The sequence below is a fragment of the Sphingopyxis sp. genome (assembly GCF_036261875.1).
Taxonomy (GTDB): domain Bacteria; phylum Pseudomonadota; class Alphaproteobacteria; order Sphingomonadales; family Sphingomonadaceae; genus Sphingopyxis.
Genome location: NZ_DATAJZ010000025.1, coordinates 19,507 through 38,137 on the forward strand (window position 1 = coordinate 19,507; position 18,631 = coordinate 38,137).

General features: G+C 66.4%; 20 protein-coding genes. 14 read left to right on the forward strand and 6 right to left on the reverse strand.

Annotation, left to right across the window (positions count from 1 at the left end; translation table 11 throughout):
• Window positions 1–126 precede the first annotated feature (126 nt).
• From VHO04_RS11345 to VHO04_RS11360, 4 genes are all read left to right on the forward strand, one after another.
• Window positions 127–1,248, forward strand: a complete 1,122-nt coding sequence (locus tag VHO04_RS11345; RefSeq protein ID WP_329628388.1) for an NAD(P) transhydrogenase subunit alpha — start codon at window positions 127–129, stop codon at window positions 1,246–1,248.
• 24 nt (window positions 1,249–1,272) lie between these two features.
• On the forward strand, window positions 1,273–1,554 hold the full coding sequence (locus VHO04_RS11350; RefSeq protein ID WP_257550601.1) for a proton-translocating transhydrogenase family protein: 282 nt from the start codon (window positions 1,273–1,275) through the stop codon (window positions 1,552–1,554).
• 112 nt (window positions 1,555–1,666) lie between these two features.
• On the forward strand, window positions 1,667–3,136 hold the full coding sequence (locus tag VHO04_RS11355) for an NAD(P)(+) transhydrogenase (Re/Si-specific) subunit beta (protein WP_329628389.1): 1,470 nt from the start codon (window positions 1,667–1,669) through the stop codon (window positions 3,134–3,136).
• 13 nt (window positions 3,137–3,149) lie between these two features.
• Window positions 3,150–4,715: an FAD-binding oxidoreductase gene (locus VHO04_RS11360; RefSeq protein WP_329628390.1), complete on the forward strand. Its 1,566-nt coding sequence runs from the start codon at window positions 3,150–3,152 to the stop codon at window positions 4,713–4,715.
• Here VHO04_RS11360 and VHO04_RS11365 read toward each other — a convergent pair.
• The 3 genes from VHO04_RS11365 to VHO04_RS11375 are packed head-to-tail and all read right to left on the reverse strand — an operon-like array spanning window position 4,705 to window position 6,463.
• Window positions 4,705–4,998 (reverse strand): hypothetical protein, encoded by a 294-nt coding sequence (locus tag VHO04_RS11365; protein ID WP_329628391.1) that lies wholly within the window; start codon window positions 4,996–4,998, stop codon window positions 4,705–4,707. The two genes, VHO04_RS11360 and VHO04_RS11365, sit on opposite strands and share 11 nt — an antisense overlap.
• On the reverse strand, window positions 4,998–6,059 hold the full coding sequence (locus VHO04_RS11370; protein WP_329628392.1) for a hypothetical protein: 1,062 nt from the start codon (window positions 6,057–6,059) through the stop codon (window positions 4,998–5,000). Before VHO04_RS11370 ends, VHO04_RS11365 begins: the two co-directional genes overlap by 1 nt.
• Window positions 6,056–6,463 carry a DUF4383 domain-containing protein gene (locus VHO04_RS11375; protein ID WP_329628393.1) on the reverse strand — a complete coding sequence of 136 codons (408 nt, stop codon included), beginning with the start codon at window positions 6,461–6,463 and terminating at the stop codon, window positions 6,056–6,058. The genes VHO04_RS11370 and VHO04_RS11375 overlap by 4 nt, the downstream gene beginning before the upstream one ends.
• A gap of 146 nt (window positions 6,464–6,609) precedes the next feature.
• Between VHO04_RS11375 and VHO04_RS11380 the strand changes: the two genes are divergently transcribed.
• Window positions 6,610–7,308 carry an aspartate/glutamate racemase family protein gene (locus VHO04_RS11380; RefSeq protein ID WP_257550591.1) on the forward strand — a complete coding sequence of 233 codons (699 nt, stop codon included), beginning with the start codon at window positions 6,610–6,612 and terminating at the stop codon, window positions 7,306–7,308.
• Between the two features lie 30 nt (window positions 7,309–7,338).
• On the opposite strand, the gene VHO04_RS11385 is transcribed toward VHO04_RS11380, so the two are convergent.
• Window positions 7,339–7,740 carry a DUF2147 domain-containing protein gene (locus tag VHO04_RS11385; RefSeq protein WP_329628394.1) on the reverse strand — a complete coding sequence of 134 codons (402 nt, stop codon included), beginning with the start codon at window positions 7,738–7,740 and terminating at the stop codon, window positions 7,339–7,341.
• 111 nt (window positions 7,741–7,851) lie between these two features.
• On the opposite strand from VHO04_RS11385, the gene VHO04_RS11390 reads away from it, so the two are divergent.
• From VHO04_RS11390 to VHO04_RS11425, 8 genes are all read left to right on the forward strand, one after another.
• Window positions 7,852–9,069, forward strand: a complete 1,218-nt coding sequence (locus VHO04_RS11390; protein ID WP_329628395.1) for a parallel beta-helix domain-containing protein — start codon at window positions 7,852–7,854, stop codon at window positions 9,067–9,069.
• The gene (locus VHO04_RS11395; protein ID WP_329628396.1) at window positions 9,066–10,088 is read left to right on the forward strand and encodes an SO2930 family diheme c-type cytochrome; all 1,023 of its coding nucleotides are present in this window, start codon (window positions 9,066–9,068) and stop codon (window positions 10,086–10,088) included. The genes VHO04_RS11390 and VHO04_RS11395 overlap by 4 nt, the downstream gene beginning before the upstream one ends.
• A gap of 285 nt (window positions 10,089–10,373) precedes the next feature.
• The gene (gene maiA, locus VHO04_RS11400; protein ID WP_329628397.1) at window positions 10,374–11,006 is read left to right on the forward strand and encodes a maleylacetoacetate isomerase; all 633 of its coding nucleotides are present in this window, start codon (window positions 10,374–10,376) and stop codon (window positions 11,004–11,006) included.
• 176 nt (window positions 11,007–11,182) lie between these two features.
• The gene (locus VHO04_RS11405) at window positions 11,183–13,060 is read left to right on the forward strand and encodes a TonB-dependent receptor (protein ID WP_329628398.1); all 1,878 of its coding nucleotides are present in this window, start codon (window positions 11,183–11,185) and stop codon (window positions 13,058–13,060) included.
• A gap of 69 nt (window positions 13,061–13,129) precedes the next feature.
• On the forward strand, window positions 13,130–13,576 hold the full coding sequence (locus VHO04_RS11410; RefSeq protein ID WP_257550578.1) for a MarR family winged helix-turn-helix transcriptional regulator: 447 nt from the start codon (window positions 13,130–13,132) through the stop codon (window positions 13,574–13,576).
• The gene (locus VHO04_RS11415; RefSeq protein WP_329628399.1) at window positions 13,569–13,850 is read left to right on the forward strand and encodes an HPr-rel-A system PqqD family peptide chaperone; all 282 of its coding nucleotides are present in this window, start codon (window positions 13,569–13,571) and stop codon (window positions 13,848–13,850) included. Before VHO04_RS11410 ends, VHO04_RS11415 begins: the two co-directional genes overlap by 8 nt.
• Window positions 13,847–14,713 carry an HprK-related kinase A gene (locus VHO04_RS11420; RefSeq protein WP_329628400.1) on the forward strand — a complete coding sequence of 289 codons (867 nt, stop codon included), beginning with the start codon at window positions 13,847–13,849 and terminating at the stop codon, window positions 14,711–14,713. The genes VHO04_RS11415 and VHO04_RS11420 overlap by 4 nt, the downstream gene beginning before the upstream one ends.
• Window positions 14,710–15,741, forward strand: coding sequence for a nucleotidyltransferase family protein (locus VHO04_RS11425; protein WP_329628401.1), 1,032 nt, complete (start codon window positions 14,710–14,712; stop codon window positions 15,739–15,741). Before VHO04_RS11420 ends, VHO04_RS11425 begins: the two co-directional genes overlap by 4 nt.
• 131 nt (window positions 15,742–15,872) lie before the next feature.
• Here the strand turns inward: VHO04_RS11425 and VHO04_RS11430 are convergent, their stop codons facing one another.
• Window positions 15,873–16,535: an HAD-IA family hydrolase gene (locus VHO04_RS11430; protein ID WP_329628402.1), complete on the reverse strand. Its 663-nt coding sequence runs from the start codon at window positions 16,533–16,535 to the stop codon at window positions 15,873–15,875.
• A gap of 60 nt (window positions 16,536–16,595) precedes the next feature.
• Here VHO04_RS11430 and glmU point away from each other — a divergent pair, with 60 nt between their 5' ends.
• Window positions 16,596–17,948, forward strand: coding sequence for a bifunctional UDP-N-acetylglucosamine diphosphorylase/glucosamine-1-phosphate N-acetyltransferase GlmU (glmU, locus tag VHO04_RS11435; protein ID WP_329628403.1), 1,353 nt, complete (start codon window positions 16,596–16,598; stop codon window positions 17,946–17,948).
• Window positions 17,949–17,960: 12 nt separating this feature from the next.
• Here glmU and VHO04_RS11440 read toward each other — a convergent pair whose 3' ends face one another.
• A complete protein-coding gene (locus VHO04_RS11440) occupies window positions 17,961–18,581 on the reverse strand; it encodes a tetratricopeptide repeat protein (protein ID WP_329628404.1) in 621 nt (206 codons plus the stop codon).
• Between the last annotated feature and the right edge of the window lie 50 nt (window positions 18,582–18,631).

Here is an 18,631-nt window from a genome sequence, read left to right on the forward strand (position 1 = left end):
AGCAGGAAATGAAGGCAGCGAACGAAACCTATGCGGGTTTCCTGAGCCTGTTCAAGGTCGGCGCAATCGCAAGCGCGATCGCGGCGGTCATCGTCGTCCTTCTGATCTCCTGACCGGCCCTCCGGCATGCGCATCGCCGTATTGAAGGAGCTCGCCCCCGGCGAGACCCGCGTCGCCGCGACTCCCGAAACCGTGAAGAAATTCATCGGGCTGGGCGCCGAACTCGCCGTCGAGACAGGGGCAGGGGAAACCGCTTCGATCGCCGACGCCGACTATGTCGCCGCAGGCGCAACGGTCGGCAGCCGCGCCGAGGTGCTGAAGGGCGCGAACATCATCCTTGGCGTGCAGGGCCCCGACCCTGCGGGGCTGAAGGGCTTTGCCGACGGCGCCTGGCTTGCCGCCGGGCTCAACCCGTTCGGGGAGCGCGCGCGGGTCGATGACTATGCCAAGCTCGGGATCGAGGCGCTGGCGATGGAATTCATGCCGCGCATCACCCGCGCGCAGTCGATGGACATCCTTTCCAGCCAGTCGAACCTTGCGGGCTACAAGGCGGTGCTGATGGCGGCGAACGCCTATGGCCGCGCCTTTCCGATGATGATGACCGCGGCGGGCACGGTCAGCGCCGCCAAGGCGTTCGTCATGGGGGTCGGCGTCGCGGGTCTGCAGGCGATCGCGACCGCGCGCCGCCTCGGCGCGCAGGTCAGCGCGACCGACGTGCGCGCGGCGACCAAGGAACAGATTCTCAGCCTCGGCGCCAAGCCGATCTTCGTCGAGACGGTCGCGGGGATCGAGGGCGAAGGCACGGGCGGCTATGCCACCGAAATGTCCGACGAATATAAGGCGGCGCAGGCCGATCTCGTGTCGTCGCATATCGCCAAGCAGGATATCGTCATCACCACCGCGCTGATCCCCGGGCGCCCCGCGCCGCGGCTGATCTCCGACGCGCAGCTTGCGACGATGCGCAGCGGCAGCGTGATCGTCGACATGGCGGCCGAAAGCGGCGGCAATGTCGAAGGATCGGTGTCGGGCGAGGCGAAGAAGATTCACGGCGTCACCGTGATCGGCGCCAAGAATATCGCCGCGCTGATGCCCGCCGACACGAGCGCGCTGTTCAGCCGCAACCTGTTCAACTTCCTCTCGGCCTTCTGGGACAAGGAAGCGGGCAAGCCCGTGCTCGACGAGGAAATCGGCAATGCGGTGCGCCTGACGCAGGGCGGCAAGGTCGTCAACGAACGGCTGCTCGCCTGACCGGCGGCTAGCGGGAGATACGCAATGGACTTCATTTCCATCTTTTCGATTTTTCTTCTGGCCTGCTTCGTCGGCTATTTCGTCGTCTGGTCGGTGACCCCGGCGCTGCACACGCCGCTGATGAGCGTCACCAACGCGATCTCGTCGGTGATCATCGTCGGCGCGCTGATCGCCAGCGCCGCCGCAGGTTCGGCCTCGTCGAAATGGCTGGGCCTCGCCGCGGTGGTGATGGCGAGCATCAACATCTTTGGCGGCTTCGCGGTCACCGAACGGATGCTGGCAATGTACAAGAAGAAGGAGCGCTGAGGCGCTGGTTCATTCGCCACCCCGGCGCAGGCCGGGGTCTCGCCGTCGAGATCGAACGCGGCGATGAGAACCCGGCCTTCGCCGGGATGACGGGCAGGGGGAAGAGTTTCACATGCACGAAGTAGCACCGATCAATCCCTGGGTGGCGCTGGCCTATCTGGCCTCGGGCATCCTCTTCATCCTCGCGCTGCGCGGGCTTTCGAGCCCCGCCTCGTCGCGGCGCGGCAACCGTTTCGGCATGATCGGCATGACCATCGCGGTCGTGACGACGCTGATCACCCATGCGCCGTGGAAAAGCGGCGATGCCGCGAACAGCTATGTCGGCATCGATGCCGTCGCGATGGCCGAGATATTGGGCGCGATCGCGATCGGCGCGATCATCGGCATCGTCATGGCGCGCAAGATCGCGATGACCGCGATGCCGCAACTCGTCGCGGCCTTCCACAGCCTCGTCGGTCTTGCCGCGGTGGCGGTGGCGGCGGCGGCCTATCTCAACCCCGGCGCCTTCCACATCGCCGATGCCGCCGGGCAGATCTTCACGGTCAGCCGCGTCGAGATGGGGCTGGGCATCGCGATCGGCGCGATCACCTTCTCGGGGAGCGTGATCGCGTTCCTGAAGCTCAACGGCAACATGTCGGGCGCGCCGATCATGCTGCCCGGCCGCCATGTCATCAATCTCGCGACGCTCGCTGCGATCCTCGGGCTGATCGGCTATTTCCTGACCGACCAGTCGCCGGCGGTGTTCTGGACGATCACGGCCCTGAGCTTCCTGATCGGTTTCCTGCTGATCATTCCGATCGGCGGCGCCGACATGCCGGTCGTCGTGTCGATGCTCAACAGCTATTCGGGCTGGGCGGCGGCGGCGATGGGCTTCACTCTCGGCAACACCGCGATGATCATCACCGGCGCGCTCGTCGGATCGTCGGGCGCGATCCTCTCCTACATCATGTGCCGCGCGATGAACCGGAGCTTCATCAGCGTGATCGCGGGTGGTTTCGGCGCCGATTCCAGCGCGGCGGCCGGCGGAGCCAAGGAACAGCGCCCTTGGAAGCCGGGCAGTGCCGACGATGCCGCCTTCCTGATGAGCCAGGCCGAGAATGTCATCATCGTCCCCGGATACGGCATGGCGGTTGCGCAGGCGCAACACGCGCTGCGCGAAATGGCCGACGTGCTCAAGAAAGAGGGCGTCAACGTCAAATATGCGATCCACCCGGTCGCGGGGCGTATGCCGGGCCATATGAACGTGCTGCTCGCCGAAGCGAACGTGCCTTATGACGAGGTGTTCGAGCTGGAAGACATCAACGGCGAGTTCGCGCAGGCCGACGTCGCTTTCGTGATCGGCGCCAACGACGTGACCAACCCGGCGGCCAAGACCGACAAGACCTCGCCGATCTACGGCATGCCGGTGCTCGACGTCGAAAAGGCGAAGACGGTGCTGTTCGTCAAGCGTTCGATGGGCGGGGTCGGCTATGCCGGCGTCGACAACGACGTCTTTTACATGGACAACACGATGATGCTGCTCGGCGACGCCAAGAAGATGGCCGATGACATCGTCAAGGCGCTGAACGGCGGCGGACACTAAGGGCCGCGGCGAGGTGGTCAGAAAGCGCTGGGTCGTCGGCGGCGTCGCCGCGGCCTCGGCGACCGGCGCGGCGATCTGGGCCGCGCCGCTGGCCGCCGACCCCGACGGCGTCAAGGACTGCGGGCCCGACGTTGCGAAGCTCGCTTTCGGCAAGGCACAGGCCGATGCCGCCGCCGAGCCCGACTGGGCGCAGGCGGGCGGCACGATCAACGACGAAAGCTGCCTCAACCGCACCGCGATCCGCGGCATCGTCGCCCCGGCGACCGAAGCGCAGCTTGCTGACGCGCTCGCCTATGCGCGCGCGAACAAGCTGCCGGTGACCGCGGCGGGCGCGAAGCACAGCATGGGCGGGCAAGCCTTCGCCAAGGGCGGTGTCGTCGTCGACATGCGGCGGATGAATGCGGTTCAACTTGATCGCGAAGCGCAAACGATCACCGTCGGCGCGGGTGCGCGCTGGCACGATATCCAGAACCGGATTCATCCCGAATATGCGGTAAAGGCGATGCAGTCGACCGACGTCTTCACCGTCGGCGGGTCGATCGCGGTCAACGCGCACGGCATGGACCACCGCGCCGGGGCGATGATGGGATCGATCCGCGCGCTGCGCGTGATGCTCGCCGACGGGCGCGTCGTTACCGCGTCGCGCGCGGAGAATCCCGATCTCTTTCGCCATGTCGTCGGCGGTTACGGCCTGCTCGGAATCGTCACCGAGGCAACGCTCGACGTCGTTCCGAACGCCATCTACCAATCGAGCCGCGCTGTGATCGCGACGAAGGATTTCCCGAAGACCTTCGCGGCGCTCGAAGCCGATCCTAAGGTCGGGCTGACCTACACCCATCTATCGACCGCGCCGGGCAGCCTGCTCGATGAGGCGCTGGTCTATCGCTACACCAAGGTGCCCGACGAAGCGGGGCTGGAGCGCGCGCCGTTGGCGGAGGTCGGCGCGGTCAAGTTGCGCCGCCTGACGGTCAACATGTCGAAGCGCGCCGACTGGCTCAAATCGCTCAAATGGTGGACCGAGAAAAATGTCGAGCATCGCATCGAAAGCTGCACCGTGACGCGGGCACAGGCGATGCAGGACGGCGAAGCGTGCCTCGTGTCGCGCAACGACCCGATGCATGACTCGGTGCCCTATCTTTACAACGATCTTCGCGACGAGACCGACATCCTCCACGAATATTTCGTGCCGCGCGCGGCGCTGCTGCCGTTCGTCGCCGACCTGCGCGCCGCCTTCAAGCGCCATAGGACCAACCTGCTCAACGCCTCGATCCGCGCGGTCGAGAAGGAGGAGAATGCGCTGAGCTATGCCCCCGAACGGGCGTTTTCGGTCGTTCTCTATATCAACCAGCCGACCGATGCCGCAGGAAATGCGGAGATGGACCGGCTGACCCGCGAGCTGATCGACCTGACGGCGAAGCATGGCGGGCGCTTCTTTCTGCCCTACCAGCTTCATTATTCGGGCGAGCAACTCCGGCGGGCCTATCCCGAGTTCGATGCGTTCGTCGCCGAGAAGAGGAAATGGGACCCGGAGGAGCTGTTCCGGAACCGGTGGTATGATCGTTACGCGCCTAGCGCGTAGCAACCGGAAAACAGGCCGCGGCGATCCGGCCCTCGATCACCAGCGGCGCCCCGTTCCGGTAGAGGCGCCACACGAACCCCCGATCGTCGGTCGCGACCGCTATCACCGCATTCTTGCGCACCGCGACGACGCGCCCGCCGGCATCGGCGATCGTGCGCAATGCCTTGCCCGTATCGCCCACGACCGCGACCTGCCGCCCCGACGGGCCGACGAACGGCAGGGCGAGCATGATCGCGGCCCAGACCAGCAGGGCAAGGACGGCGCCGATCAGCGTGCGCTTCATCAGTAGTCGTAGATATGTTCGAGGGTCGCACCCTCGGCGGGCAGCGCGGCGAGCTTCGCCGACAGTGCGGACACCTTGACCAGATAGCCGCGCCGTTCCCAGCCCGGCCGGTCGCCGAGTGCCATCGACAGCAGCGGCTTGCCTGCGGGCGTCGATGCGGGCGCGAGGACGGTGATGAAAATATCGTCATTGCCCGCGATCTCGCGGAAGGCGATGCCCGCGGTGGCGGTCTTTTGTGCGAGGTCGGTGAATTGCGCATAGCGCGGCGTATCGACGACGGTGCCTTGCGCGCCGGACGAAATGACCTTCAGTCGCGGGTCGATCGCCGCGACCTGTTCGGGCGTTGCATCGAGCACCAGCCGCATCCGCACCTCGTCGGCGCCGAGCGCGGTGCCGCTCGCCCAGCCGATGAGCTTTGCATAGCCCGTCTTCACTCCATATTCGAGGCTGAGCGCGACCCGCCGCTCGACCCCGCGCACGCCGCCGAAATCGGTGCGCCAGAGACCGGTGAACGCCTGCCCGAAGGGAAAGCGATACCAGGGCGTTTCGTGCATGAAGGCGCCGTAACGCTGCTGTACCCCCGCAGCATAGCGATCCTCGGCGCTGCGATAGCCGCCGATCCATTCGAAGGCGCGACCGATCGTGTTTTCCCACGCCGCCTTCACCGCCATTTCGGCGCTGAAGCTGATCCCGATCGTATAGAGCATCAGCTTTGCGTCGCCCGCATCGCCGGGGTCGGCGGCACGATTCAGCGCGCAATAGCTCGACCAGAAGCTGCGAATGTCGCGGAGATAGCGATAGCCGCTCGGCGGCCTGTCGGCGAGGTGGCGGCCCAGGCTCTCGGCCGAATAGACGATGTGCCATTCGGGATAGGTCAGGAGTGTGCGGGCCTCGGGCCGCCGGTCGGCCGCGTTCGCGAGCAGCGGCCGGTAAGGCGCGGCGGCCTGCGCCGATGGCCCGCAGCCGAGCTCGATATACAGGATCGGCCACAGGATCAGCGCGAAGAGCAGCAGCGCCAGCGCGTAGCGCTTTTTGAAGCGGCGCTTCTGCTTTCCGGTCACGCGGTCTTCCGCGCCATCGCATAGCCGACATACGCCGCCCAGCCGCCGAGGATCAGGTGCGGCAGGTTGGCGAAGAAGCGGGTGATCAGCGGCAGGTCAACGGGCCCGTAGAGAAAGATGCCGCCGTCGAGATAGCCCATGCCGGTGACGAGCCCGAGCACCCCGTCGAGGAAATAGAGCGGGCCGAAGACCCGGAAATATTGTTCGGCGGCGCGGCGCGAATGCCAGGCGGCGATCCCGCCCCACAGGCCCGAGGCGAGGTGGAGCGCGTCGTCATAGAGATCGAGCTTGAACAGGCCGAAAAGATTGCCGTCGGCATCCTCGAACGCAGGGACATAGCCGACGATCACCACCGCGACGAGCGCGGCGAAATAGATCCAGCCCCATCTGCGTATCGGGTCCATCGCCTTGCTCCTCCTTCCGCGCGGCGCACGCCGTCCGCCCTTCGTCCCAGATGAACGATATTCGGCGCGGCGGGTCAAGCTGCGCCTCGACCGGGCGGCAACTTGCCGGTAAGGCAGGCAAAAATTCGAACCAGGGAAATGATCATATGCGCAAAATCGGCCTGATCGGCGGCATGAGCTGGGCCTCGACCGAGCTTTATTACCGCCATCTCAACAAGGGAGTGCAGAAGCGGATCGGGACGTCGTGCTCGGCGCCGATCCTGCTCGAAAGCCTCAACTATTGCGAACTTTCGCGCCTTTCGACCCCCGAGCAATGGGACCATGCGAAAGAGGTGCTGATCGCATCGGCGAAGCGGCTGGAGGATGCGGGCGCGACCGCGCTGATGATCGCGGCCAATTCGATGCACAAGGTCGCCGAGGATGTCGCGGCGGCGATCTCTATCCCGCTGCTCCACATCGTCGACGAGACGGGCGAGAAGATGAAGGCCGACGGGATCAGGTCGGCGGCGGTGATCGGCACCCGCAATGTGATGGCCGAACCCTGGTTCCGCCAGCGCCTCGTCCGCCACGGGCTGACCCTCGCGCCCTATGACGCCTCGCGCGCCGAGGTGATCGACGATATCATCTATGACCAGCTCATGCAGGGCAAGGTGACCGAAGACGCGCGCCGCACGATGCGAACCTTCATCACCGACATCGCCAAGCAGGATGTCCAGGCGCTGGTGCTCGCCTGCACCGAGCTGGTGATGCTCGTCGATCCCGACGCCAATGTCCTGCCGATCTATGACACGACGCGCATCCACGTCGCGGCGGGGGTGGACTGGATACTGGGGGATGCACCCTAAAGGTTCCCCTCCCTTTCAGGGAGGGGGGTGTCAACCGATCCGCGTCCACGTTACCGTGCGGCAGAAGACCGCGACGCAGCCCTTCATCGTCAGCTTGTTGCCCGCGACGCGCAGGTGGGCCTTGTAATAGCGGCCGTCCTCCGGACTATAGCCCTGACCGCGCCAGCCGTCGTCGCTCGGCACGAGATCCCAATAGATTTGCAGCCCGGTCACCGCGCGGCCGCGCTTCGCCTTGTCGGGATTGCGCTCGTCGAGCTGGCCGCCTGCCGGCTGTTTGATCAGCAGGCGCTCGATCCGCCCGCACATCTTCGCGCCGCACGGCGCCATCGCGACGATGGCTTTCCCGTCGTCGGTCTTCCAGCGCCCACCGACCGACGCGGGCGCGGCGGCTACGGACGGAACGGCGATCAGGGCGCCAAGCGCCCACATCATTCTTTGAACCACTGCGACCTCTCCCCGGCTTATTAGCTACAGTCATGTCAGCAACCTGCTTGGCATCCGTCAAGTCTTGCCGCATGATCCCCCCAAACAAGGGAGAGACCTATGCGATTCCACGGCTTTCGCCACGCGGCGACGCTTGCCCTCGTCGCGGCCTTTATCGCCAGCCCGGTGGCGGCAAAGACGATCAGCGTCAGCGCCGATACGCCCGACGCCAATGAAAAGCTGCAGGAGGCACTGATCCTCGCCGAGCCCGGCGACACGGTCGAACTCGGCGCAGGGGTATGGAAGCTGACCGACGGCCTGTCGCTCGATGTCGACAATGTCACCGTGCGCGGCGCGGGGACCAAGGACGGCGAGGGATCGATCCTCGACTTTTCGGGGCAGCAGGGCGCGGGCGAGGGGCTGCTCGTCACCTCCGACGATGTTTTCCTGACCGATTTCGCGGTGCTCAACACGCGCGGCGACGGGATCAAGTCGAAGGGCGCTGACCGCATCGTCTATCACCAGCTTCGCGTCGAATGGACCGGAGGGCCGAAGGCGACCAACGGCGCCTATGGCGTCTATCCGGTCGAGAGCAGCGACGTGCTGATCGACAGCGTCTATGTCCGCGGCGCCTCCGACGCGGGCATCTATGTCGGCCAGTCGAAGAATATCGTCGTCCGCGATTCGATCGCGACTGAAAATGTCGCGGGGATCGAGATCGAGAACAGCTTCGACGCCGACGTCCACGACAATATCGCGACGAAGAACACCGGCGGCATATTGGTGTTCGACCTGCCGAACCTGCCGCAGCAGGGCGGGCATAATGTCCGGGTGTTCGAGAATATCGTCAATGACAACAGCACGCCGAACTTCGCGCCGAAGGGCAATATCGTCGCGAGCGTGCCGACCGGCACCGGCGTGCTGGTGATGGCGAACACCCATGTTGAGGTGTTCGGCAACGCTTTCGACCAGAACGGCACCGCGAATGTGATGATCGTCGGCTATCGCTACGATCAGAAGGACCCCAAATATCAGCCGCTGCCGAAGGGCATCGTCGTGCGCGATAACCAGCATGGCAAGGCGGGCTATGCCCCCGCCTTCGCGGGCGGCGCCGAGATCGCGGCGGCGTTGGGCGGCGCGATTCCGCCGATCCTGTGGGACGGCGCGGGCGACGCGGTGGTGCTCGACAAGGTCGGGGTGCTGTCGCTGGGCCTGCCCGACGTGACGACGCCGCAGAGCGAAGCGAAGCCGGCGCCCGCCGACCTGTCGAAGGGCACGCCGCCCGCGCCGCTCCCCGGCATCACGCTGCCCGAAGCCATGGAGGCGAAGGTCCAGTGAAACGCGCGGTCGCGGCGCTGGTGGCGGCGCTGCTATGCGCCAGTGGCGCAAGCGGCGGGGCGCCGCCGCATGTCGATCAGGCGCTGATCGACGGCGATGCGATGCCGCCGAAGCTGTCGGCGTTCGGGCTGTTCGCCGCGAACGATCCCGCGCGCCCCGTCGCGAGCTTTGCCTATACGCTGGAGACGCCGCTGTTCAGCGACTATGCCGAAAAGCATCGCTTCGTCTCGATCCCCGCGGGGCAGAAGGCGAAGGTGCGCGCGGACGGGACGATCGATTTTCCGGTCGGTACGGTCATCGTCAAGAGTTTCGGCTGGCCCGACTGGAACGGCGGCCGCCCGGTCGAGACGCGGCTTTTGATCCACCGCGCCAAGGGTTGGACCGCGCTCCCCTATATATGGGACGCCGATGGCAAGGACGCCTCGCTCGCCATCGCCGGGCGCCGCGTGCCGGTGACGTTCAAAAGCCCCGATGGCGAGGCGCACAGCATCCAGTATGGCGTGCCCAACCGCAACCAGTGCAAGGAATGCCACAATCTGGCGGGAACGATCGAGCCGATCGGCCCGAAGGCGCGCAACCTCGTGCTGCCGACCGCGATGACGGATGATGCAAGGCACCTCTATTTCGATAATCCCGAGGCGTTGAAGCCGATCATGCCACGCTGGGACGACCCGAAGAGCGGAACGGTTCAGGACCGCGCCCGCGCCTATCTGGAGGCGAATTGCGCGCATTGCCACAATCCGGAAGGCAGCGCGTCGAACAGCGGCCTGTTCCTGCGCTGGACCGACCCGGTCGGGGTCAACTACGGCATCGGCAAGCGCCCCACCGCGGCGGGGCGCGGCAGCGGGGGCATGGATTTCGCGATCGCACCGGGCGACCCCAACCACAGCTTCCTCATCTATCGCCTCGAAAGCCTCGACCCCGGAATCGCGATGCCCGAACTCGGGCGCTCGACGGTGCACAAGGAAGGCGCGGCGTTGCTGCGGCAATGGATTGCAGAGATGCCGAAGAGCGAGTGATGGCGGGGCGTTTCATTCCCCATCTCGTCATTGCGAGCGGAGCGAAGCAATCCAGAGCGGTTTACGCAAGCTCTGGATTGCCGCGCGGCTTTGCCGCTCGCAATGACGGAGCTTTGCCGGTCGCGCCACCCCATGGACCGTCATTGCGAGGAGCCGCAGGCGACGTGGCAATCTCCAGCTATCGTACTGAAAGATCGCGAACTGGAGATTGCTTCGCTCCGCTCGCAATGACGCTGCCTTTGTGGGGCGCTTGCCAAAAGGGCTGAACTGATCGTAGGTCCGCGCATGACCTCTCTCGTCCTCCACGATTATTTCCGCTCCTCGGCCAGCTACCGCGTCCGCATCGCGCTGAACCTCAAAAGGCTCGCTTACGAGCGTGTCGAGGTCAGCCTGATCGCGGGCGAGCAGAAGAGCGACGAATATCTGGCGCAGAATGCGCAGGGCTTCGTGCCGATGCTGGTCGCCGACGGGGAGGCGATCATCCAGAGCCTCGCGATCATCGACTGGCTCGACCGCGCCTTTCCCGAGCCGCGGCTGATTCCCGACGAAGCGATGCCGCGCGCGGTCGCGCTCGCGCAGGCCTATGTCGTCGCCTGCGACATCCACCCGCTCAACAATCTGCGCATCCTCAAATATCTGACCCGCGATCTGGGACTGAACGAGCGGACCAAGGATCGCTGGATTCACGAATGGATCTTGCAGGGCTTCGACGCGCTCGAAGCGATGGCGGGCGAAGGCACCTATCTCGGCGGCGACGCGCCGGGGATCGCCGACTGCTGCCTCGTGCCGCAGATGTATAATGCGCGGCGCTTCGAGGTGCCCATCGACCATTATCCGCGCCTGATCGAGATCGACGCCGCGTGCATGGAGTTGGAGGCGTTTCGGAAGGCGCATCCCGATGCGGTGAAAGCGGCGTGATCCGTTTTCTGATCGGAACCGCCGCGCTGGCGCTGCCGGCGGCCGTGATGGCGCAGACTAGCGACGAAACAGGAATTTGTGCGAGTTGCGCCGAATGCCATTGCAGCTTCAGCAAACCCGATCCACGTGAGATAGTCGTTCTTGGCGGGCTCCTTCGATCCAATCAAGGCGATCAGGTGCAGGCTTCGGCCATCCTCCGCGACCTCGATCCCGGTCTCGGCGCGCGCATCGAAAACCGCCTTCGCGACGAAGCGGGGATCGTCCAGTTCCGCCGCTCGGACGGGCGCACCGCGCATCCGACGAGCCAGGGCGTCACCTTGCGCGGACTCGGCGGCAATGCGTCGAGCCGCGCGCTGGTGACGCTCGACGGGGTGCCGCAGGCCGATCCCTTCGGTGGCTGGGTCGCCTGGTCGGCCTATGACGCGATCAACCTCGGCGGTATCATCGTCACGCGCGGCGGCGGCAGCGGGGTCGACGGGCCCGGCGCGCTGGCGGGGACGATCGGCGTCTATTCGACGATGACCGACGGCGCCGAAGCGAGCGCCGCCTACGGCAGCCGCGACAGCCTCGATTTTTCGGCCAGCGCCGGAGGCAATCTCGGCAATGGGCAGGTGGCAATTGACGGCCGCTACAGCCGCGGCGATGGCTTCGTTCCGATCGTGAAGAGCCAGCGCGGCGCGGTCGATCGCGCCGCGCCCTATGAGCAGGGCGGGCTCGGCATCCGCCTGCGCTTCGACGCCGGCGCCGACAGCCGGATCGAGGCGAGCCTGCGCGGTTTCTCGGATCGGCGCGACCGCGGCACCGATTACACGACGAGCAAGTTCGACGGGATCGACGCCAGCCTGCGTTTCGTCCACGATCCGTGGGGCGCGACCCAGTGGCTTGCGCTCGCCTACGTCCAGCTTCGCGATTTCGACAGCGGCTTCGCGAGCATCGCGGCGGGGCGGAACAGCATCGCGCCCGCGCTCTTTCAAAGCGTTCCCGCGACCGGGATCGGCACGCGGGTCGAGGTGCGGCCCGCGATCGGCGATGCCAATCCGCTCCGCGTCGGCGTCGACTGGCGCCGCACCACCGGGCGCACCGAAGAGGATTATTTCTTTTCCGGCGGCACTCCGAGCCGCCACCGCATCGCCGGGGGCAGCAGCGACACGGTCGGTGCGTTCGCCGAATGGAGTTCGGGCGACGCGGACGAAGGCTTTCTCTGGACGCTCGGCGGTCGGCTCGATCGCTGGCGGCTCGGCACCGGCTATCGGCTCGAACGCAATATCGGTGGATCGCTGATCACCGACCTCGCTTTTCCGGCGCGAAGCGGCTGGGAAGGGAGCGGCCGCGCGGGCGTGCGCTGGACCTCGGGTGGCTTCGCGCTGCGCGCCGCGGCCTATCGCGGCTGGCGTCTGCCGACTCTCAACGAACTCTATCGCCCGTTCCGGGTGGGCGCCGATACGACCACCGCGAACGAATTGCTCAAGCCCGAGCGGCTGTGGGGCGGCGAGGTCGGTGCGGACTGGAGCCGCGACGGCACCAGGCTGTCGGTGACCTTCTTCGCCAACCGGCTCGAAAATGCGATCGCCAATGTGACGCTCGCGCCGAATCTCAGCCAGCGGCAGAATCTGGGTGCGATCGACAGCAAGGGGATCGAATTCGCCGCCGATCAGCAGCTTGGCCCGGTGGCGCTGCGCGCGACCTGGGCTTTCACCGATGCGAAGGTCGACGCCGCGGGCGCCGCGGCAAGCCTCGACGGCCGCCGCCCGGCCCAGATCGCGAAGAACAGCGGCAGCGTGTCGCTGCGGTCGACCGCGAGCGGCCCGTTCGGCGGTTTTGCGACCCTGCGCTATATCAGCAAGCAGAATGAGGATGACCTCGGACTTCAGGTGCTGGACGACGCGCTGACGCTCGATGCCGGCCTGTCGTGGCGCATCACCGATGCGGTCAGCATCGAGGCGCGGGGCGAAAATCTGACCAACACCCTCGTGCCCGCGGCGATTTCGTCGGCGGGGATCGTCGAGCGTGCGACGCCGCGCACGCTCTGGATCGGCGCGCGGCTCGGCTTCTGAAGGCTTCACAGCGCGAAATCAGGCGATAGGATGGGCCGCACCGGGACCAGCGTTGGGGATTTTGAAGGCATGGCCGCGAAGAAGCTGAATCTCGACAATTTCCTGCCTTACCGCCTGTCGATCGCGTCGAACACGCTGTCGAGCCGGATTGCCGCCGAATATCAGAACCGCTTCGGGCTCAAGATTCCCGAATGGCGGCTGATGGCGGTGCTGGGCGAAGGCAAGCCCAAGACGCAACGCGAGCTCGTCGCTGCGACGCGGATGGACAAGGTGACGGTCAACCGCGCGGCCAAGGCGCTCGCCGACCGGCACCTGATCGCGCGTCAGGCGCACGAGGCCGACGGGCGCTCGCACCATCTGGAACTGACCGACACCGGCCGCTCGCTCTACGACGCCATCGTGCCCGCCGCGCTCGCCAGCGAGGCGCAACTCGAATCGAACCTCAGCGGCAGCGAGCGCGCGACGCTGATGGCGATCCTGGCGAAGCTGACCGCGGCCGCCGAAGACTATGGCTGACCGCGTCTATCGCGCGGCGCCGCCGGAGACATTGCGCATCGAGGCGCTCGGCGAGCTGACCGTGCTGTTCGACCGCCGATCGATGCAGACGCATCTGATGACTCAGCCGATGCCCGAGATATTGGCCGTGATGGCCGGCGACCCCTGCAATGCGGCGACGGTTGCCGAGCGGCTGGCGGCGCGCTTCGACCTGGGCGGCGGCGGCGACCCGACGCCGCTGATTGCCGAGCGGCTGGCCGAACTCGCGGCGATGGGACTGGTGGCGGAGGCGTGAGGCACAGCACGCGCATCGCGGTCGGCCCGGTCCAGTTTCGCATCGGCAGCGACTGGCGCGCCCCGGTCGCGGCGCTGGGTCGGCTCTATGCAGGCTATCCGCGCGACACGGCGCGGCCCGCCGACGCGACGGTGCGGCTGTTCGCGGCGCGCCCGTGGCGGCGCTGGCTGCGTCCCTCGGTAGAGATCGGCGGCGATTTCACCGTGCCCGACGCTCTGCCGCTGCCACTCTCGATGGGACTGCTCGCCGCCGAAATGGGGATGAATTTGCAGGTCGCGCTCGGCTGGCGGCGGCATCTGCTGCTTCACGCGAGCGCGGTCGCGCGCGACGGGCGCGCCGTCATCATGTCGGGCGAGTCGGGGTCGGGCAAATCGACGCTCGCGGCGCTGCTCGGCGAGGATGGCTGGCGGCTGATGGGCGACGAGTTCACGCTGATCGACCCGGCGGGCGGCGACGCGCTGGCGTTCCCGCGCGCGGTCAGCCTCAAGAATGCGGCGATCGCCGAGGTCGCGGCGCGGGTCGATGCCGCACGGCTCGGCCCTTTGCTCGCGGGAACACCGAAGGGCGATATCCGTCACCTGATTCCGCGTGCCGACGCCATCGCCGCGATGCACGAGCCCGCGCGCCCCGTGCTGCTGCTTTTCCCGCGCTTCGGCGGCGAAGCCGGGATCGAACCGATGGGGGAGGGCGAGGCCTTCGTTCGCCTGACCGAAGCCTCGACCAACTATGTCGCGCTCGGCGAAGCGGGTTTCGCAGCGCTGACGCGGCTGGTGCGCGAGACGCCGGCGTTCGGCATCTCCTACCCTGACAGCACGACCGGCCTGGCGCTGGTCGAGCAGCTTTTCGCCGAGGCGGTCCGGTGAGCGCCATCCGCACCTTCGTCGATCTGCTCGCCGGGCGGCGCGAGGCGGGGGCGCTGGCGCCGCGCGAGTGGGACGGTGTGATCTCGGTCGCGCGGGCGGAGGCGATGCTGGCGACGCTCGCGCACCGGCTGGAGGGCGCCGACTTGCCGCCCACCGTCGCCGCACTGTTCGCCGACCAGCGTGCGGCGGCGGCGGTCGCGCGGGCGCAATCCTTGTGGGAGGCCGAAATGGCGCGCCGCGCGCTTGCGAGCGAGCGGATCGAGTTCGTGCTGCTCAAGGGCACCGCCTATGCCGCCGCGGGCCTGTCCTGCGCCGAGGGGCGGCAGATCGGCGACCTCGACATCCTCGTCCTCGTCAGCGACATCGGCCGCGCCGAGAATGAACTGCTCGAGGCGGGGTGGGAGTGGGTCAAGTCCGACCCCTATGACGACGCCTATTACCGCGAGCATATGCATGAACTGCCGCCGCTGATCCACAAGGCGCGCGACCGCATGATCGACGTGCATCACACGATTTTGCCGCGCACCCACCGGGTCACTCCCGATCCGCTGGTCCTGATGGCGGAGGCCGTTGAAACGCCGACGGGCTTTCGCGTCCTCAGTCCGCCCGCGATGGTCTGTCACTGTGCCGCGCACCTGCTCGCCGACGGGGATTTGCAAGGGGGGCTGCGCAATTTATGGGATTTCCACCAGCTGGTGGTCGATTTTCTGAACGATGACCCGGAGTTTTACCTGAGGTTGATGGAGGAGGCGCACCTCCACGGTCTTTGGACGGTTGTCCTTCGCGCGTTGCGGCTGTCGAACCGTCTCTATGGCACGCCGCTCGTCGAATATGATGCGCCGTTTCGGCTTCGTTTCGAGCCCGAACGGGCAGACGGCCTGTTCATCCGCCGTCTGCTCGCGCGCGACGATTGGGGGCGCCCGACGCAGTTCATGCTGCATCAGGCCTTCTACATCCGCTCGCACTGGCTGCGGATGCCGCCGCTGATGCTGTCGCGGCATTTGTGGACCAAGTGGCGGAAACGCTGAAAGCGAACCTCGACAAGCAACGTCATTGCGAGGAGCCGAAGGCGACGCGGCAATCCAGAGTCGCGCAAACCGCTCTGGATTGCTTCGCTTCGCTCGCAATGACGGAGTGGGTCAATCTAAAGTCACTTGCCCTAAAGCCCTGCGAGCAACGGCACCAGCTCGTCATAATGGTCGATGACATGATCGGCGCCCAGTTCCTCGGCCGGCCGGTCGAGGAAGCCGAAGCGGACGACGACGCTGGTCACGCCGGCATTTTTGGCCGCCATGACGTCAAAGATGCTGTCGCCGACGAACGCGGCGTGTCCGCCGCCGCTCTGCTTGATCATCGCCAGGATCGGCTCGGCGGCGGGTTTGCGGACGGCAAGCGTGTCGCCGCCGACGATCGCGGCCATGCGGTTCGCAAGCCCCAGTTCCCCAAGCAGCTTTCGCGCCATCCCCTCGGCCTTGTTGGTCGCGACCGCGGTGAGAACGCCGAGCGCATCGAGCCGGTCGAGCGCGGCGGTCAGGCCGGGAAAAGGCCGACTGTGCACGGCGATATGCGCTTCATAATAGCGCAGCAGGTCGGGATAGAGCCGCTCGACGAGGCCGTCCTCGGTGCCGCCGGTCGCGCGAAGCCCCTGTTCGAGCATATGCTTCGCGCCGAGCCCGATCATCGGCCGCACCTCGGCCTCGCTCAGCGGCGCGCGGTCGATCAGCGACAGCGCATGGTTCACGGCGGCAGTCAGGTCAGCGGCGGTATCGACGAGGGTGCCGTCGAGGTCGAAGCCTACGACGCGGAAGGGGAAATCGCTCATATCGGTCCGCATGGCGCGACGGGCTGGAATCCGCAATGATTTGCTGGCATGGCGCGCGACATGACCAAGCAGATCGCCGCCATCATCCTCGCCGCGGGCAAGGGCACCCGCATGAAGTCCGACCTCCACAAGGTGCTGCACCCGATCGCCGGGCGGCCGATGCTGCTCCACCTGATGGCGAGCGTCGATGCGCTGACCCCTGCGAAGAAGGTCGTCGTCGTCGGCGACAAGGCCGACCAGATCGAGGCCGCGCTCGCGGGCAGCGCCGCGCTTGCAGTACAGGAGCCGCAACTCGGTACCGGCCATGCCGTGCAGCAGGCCGAGAGCGCGCTTGCCGGTTTCGACGGCGATGTGCTGATCCTCTATGGCGACGTGCCCTTCGTACCGGCCGCAACGATGCAGGCGATGATCGAACGGCTCGGCGCCCCCGATGCCCCCGCGGTCGTCGTGCTCGCGTTCGAGCCCGCCGATCCGCTGCAATATGGCCGCGTCATCACCGAAGGCGATCGTGTCGTGAAGATGGTCGAGCACAAGGATGCGACCGACGCCGAGCGCGCGGTGCGGCTTTGCAATTCGGGGCTGATGGCGGCGAAGGCGCGCGACCTGTTCGCGCTGCTCGCGCGCGTGACTGACGATAATGCGGCGAAGGAATATTATCTCGTCGATATCGTCAACATCGCCAATGCCGACGGCCGGGCTTGCGCGGTCGTCAAGACCGACCCCGATGATGTCGCCGGCATCAACAGCCGCGCCGAACTCGCGGCTGCCGAAGCGCAGTGGCAGGCCTTCAAGCGCGAGGAGGCGATGGCGGGCGGCGCCTCGCTGCGCGCGCCCGATACCGTCTGGTTCTCGTGGGATACCGAACTCGGCCGCGACGTGACGATCGAACCCAATGTCTTCTTCGGCCCCGGCGTGACAGTCGCCGACAAGGTGACGATCCGCGCCAACTGCCACATCGAGGGGGCGACGATCGGCGAGGGCTGCGAGGTCGGTCCCTTCGCGCGCCTCCGCCCCGGCACCGTGCTCGGCGAGAAGGCGAAGATCGGCAATTTCGTCGAGACCAAGAAAGCCGTGCTCGGCAAGGGCGCCAAGGCGAACCACCTCACTTATCTGGGCGACGTCAGCGTCGGCGCGGGCGCCAACATCGGCGCGGGGACGATCACCTGCAATTACGACGGCTATTTCAAATACCGGACCGAGATCGGCGACAATGCCTTCATCGGGTCGAACAGCGCGCTCGTCGCGCCGGTCAGGATCGGCCGCGACGCGATCGTCGGCGCGGGCAGCACGGTGACGGCCGACGTGATGGACGGCGAGCTTCGCCTCGTCCGCGCCGAGCAGTCGGTAAAGCCCGGCTGGGCCGACCGCTTCCACGACGCGATGCGCAAGAAGAAGGCGGCGGAGAAGAAATAGCGCCTGCCCGGTTCAGCGGTCCTTGCCGCTCTGTTCGGCGATATAGGCCAGTTCATTGAGCGAGCCGGGGTCGTTCGGATGGATCGTCAGGCATTTCTGCAGCGCGGCACGCGCGTCGTCCCAGCGACGGAGTTCGGATTGGCTGAAGGAAATGCCGCGATAGGAGCGGCAAAGCCGGTCGCCGCGAATGCGCTTCGCCTCGGCCTTGTTGTCGAGATAGTCGAGCGAAAGATCGCGGGTCTCGCTCGCCCGGGTAAAGACTTCGAGCGACTTCTCCCATTGGCGGCCGGTCTTGTACCATTCGCCCAGTTCATTGAGATAATGGCTGTTGTCGGGGTCCATCGCGATCGCGGTTTCGAGATTGGGTAGCGCATCGGCGCGGCGACCCAGGTCGACGAGAGCAAAACCCTTGAGGAAATAGGCGTCGCAGATATTGGACGACACCGCGACGGTGGTCGCTGGCTCCCCGCCATTTCCTTTGTCTTTGGACAGTGCGGCGCCGAAGAGTTGGGTCAGCGTATCGGGCCCGCCCGATGCACAGAGATAGACCGCGTCGGGTCTTCGTCCGGTTTCGAAGCGCGTGATGATCTCCTGCGCCTTCACGACCGCGCCGTCGAAATCCTTTGCCGCCAAGGCGTCGAAACCCTGCCGAAGCGTCGGTGCATCGGGGTCGGCATCCGGTT

Bases quoted from the DNA above. Each gene is read 5' to 3' on its own strand.
- VHO04_RS11380 (WP_257550591.1), top strand. From the start codon at position 6,610: ATGCGCAAAATCGGCCTGATCGGCGGCATGAGCTGGGCCTCGACCGAG.
- VHO04_RS11430 (WP_329628402.1), bottom strand. From the start codon at position 16,535: ATGAGCGATTTCCCCTTCCGCGTCGTAGGCTTCGACCTCGACGGCACC.
- VHO04_RS11350 (WP_257550601.1), top strand. From the start codon at position 1,273: ATGGACTTCATTTCCATCTTTTCGATTTTTCTTCTGGCCTGCTTCGTC.
- VHO04_RS11410 (WP_257550578.1), top strand. From the start codon at position 13,130: ATGGCCGCGAAGAAGCTGAATCTCGACAATTTCCTGCCTTACCGCCTG.
- VHO04_RS11345 (WP_329628388.1), top strand. From the start codon at position 127: ATGCGCATCGCCGTATTGAAGGAGCTCGCCCCCGGCGAGACCCGCGTC.
- VHO04_RS11365 (WP_329628391.1), bottom strand. From the start codon at position 4,998: ATGAAGCGCACGCTGATCGGCGCCGTCCTTGCCCTGCTGGTCTGGGCC.
- VHO04_RS11390 (WP_329628395.1), top strand. From the start codon at position 7,852: ATGCGATTCCACGGCTTTCGCCACGCGGCGACGCTTGCCCTCGTCGCG.
- maiA (WP_329628397.1), top strand. From the start codon at position 10,374: ATGACCTCTCTCGTCCTCCACGATTATTTCCGCTCCTCGGCCAGCTAC.
- VHO04_RS11375 (WP_329628393.1), bottom strand. From the start codon at position 6,463: ATGGACCCGATACGCAGATGGGGCTGGATCTATTTCGCCGCGCTCGTC.
- VHO04_RS11355 (WP_329628389.1), top strand. From the start codon at position 1,667: ATGCACGAAGTAGCACCGATCAATCCCTGGGTGGCGCTGGCCTATCTG.
- VHO04_RS11385 (WP_329628394.1), bottom strand. From the start codon at position 7,740: ATGATGTGGGCGCTTGGCGCCCTGATCGCCGTTCCGTCCGTAGCCGCC.
- VHO04_RS11415 (WP_329628399.1), top strand. From the start codon at position 13,569: ATGGCTGACCGCGTCTATCGCGCGGCGCCGCCGGAGACATTGCGCATC.
- glmU (WP_329628403.1), top strand. From the start codon at position 16,596: ATGACCAAGCAGATCGCCGCCATCATCCTCGCCGCGGGCAAGGGCACC.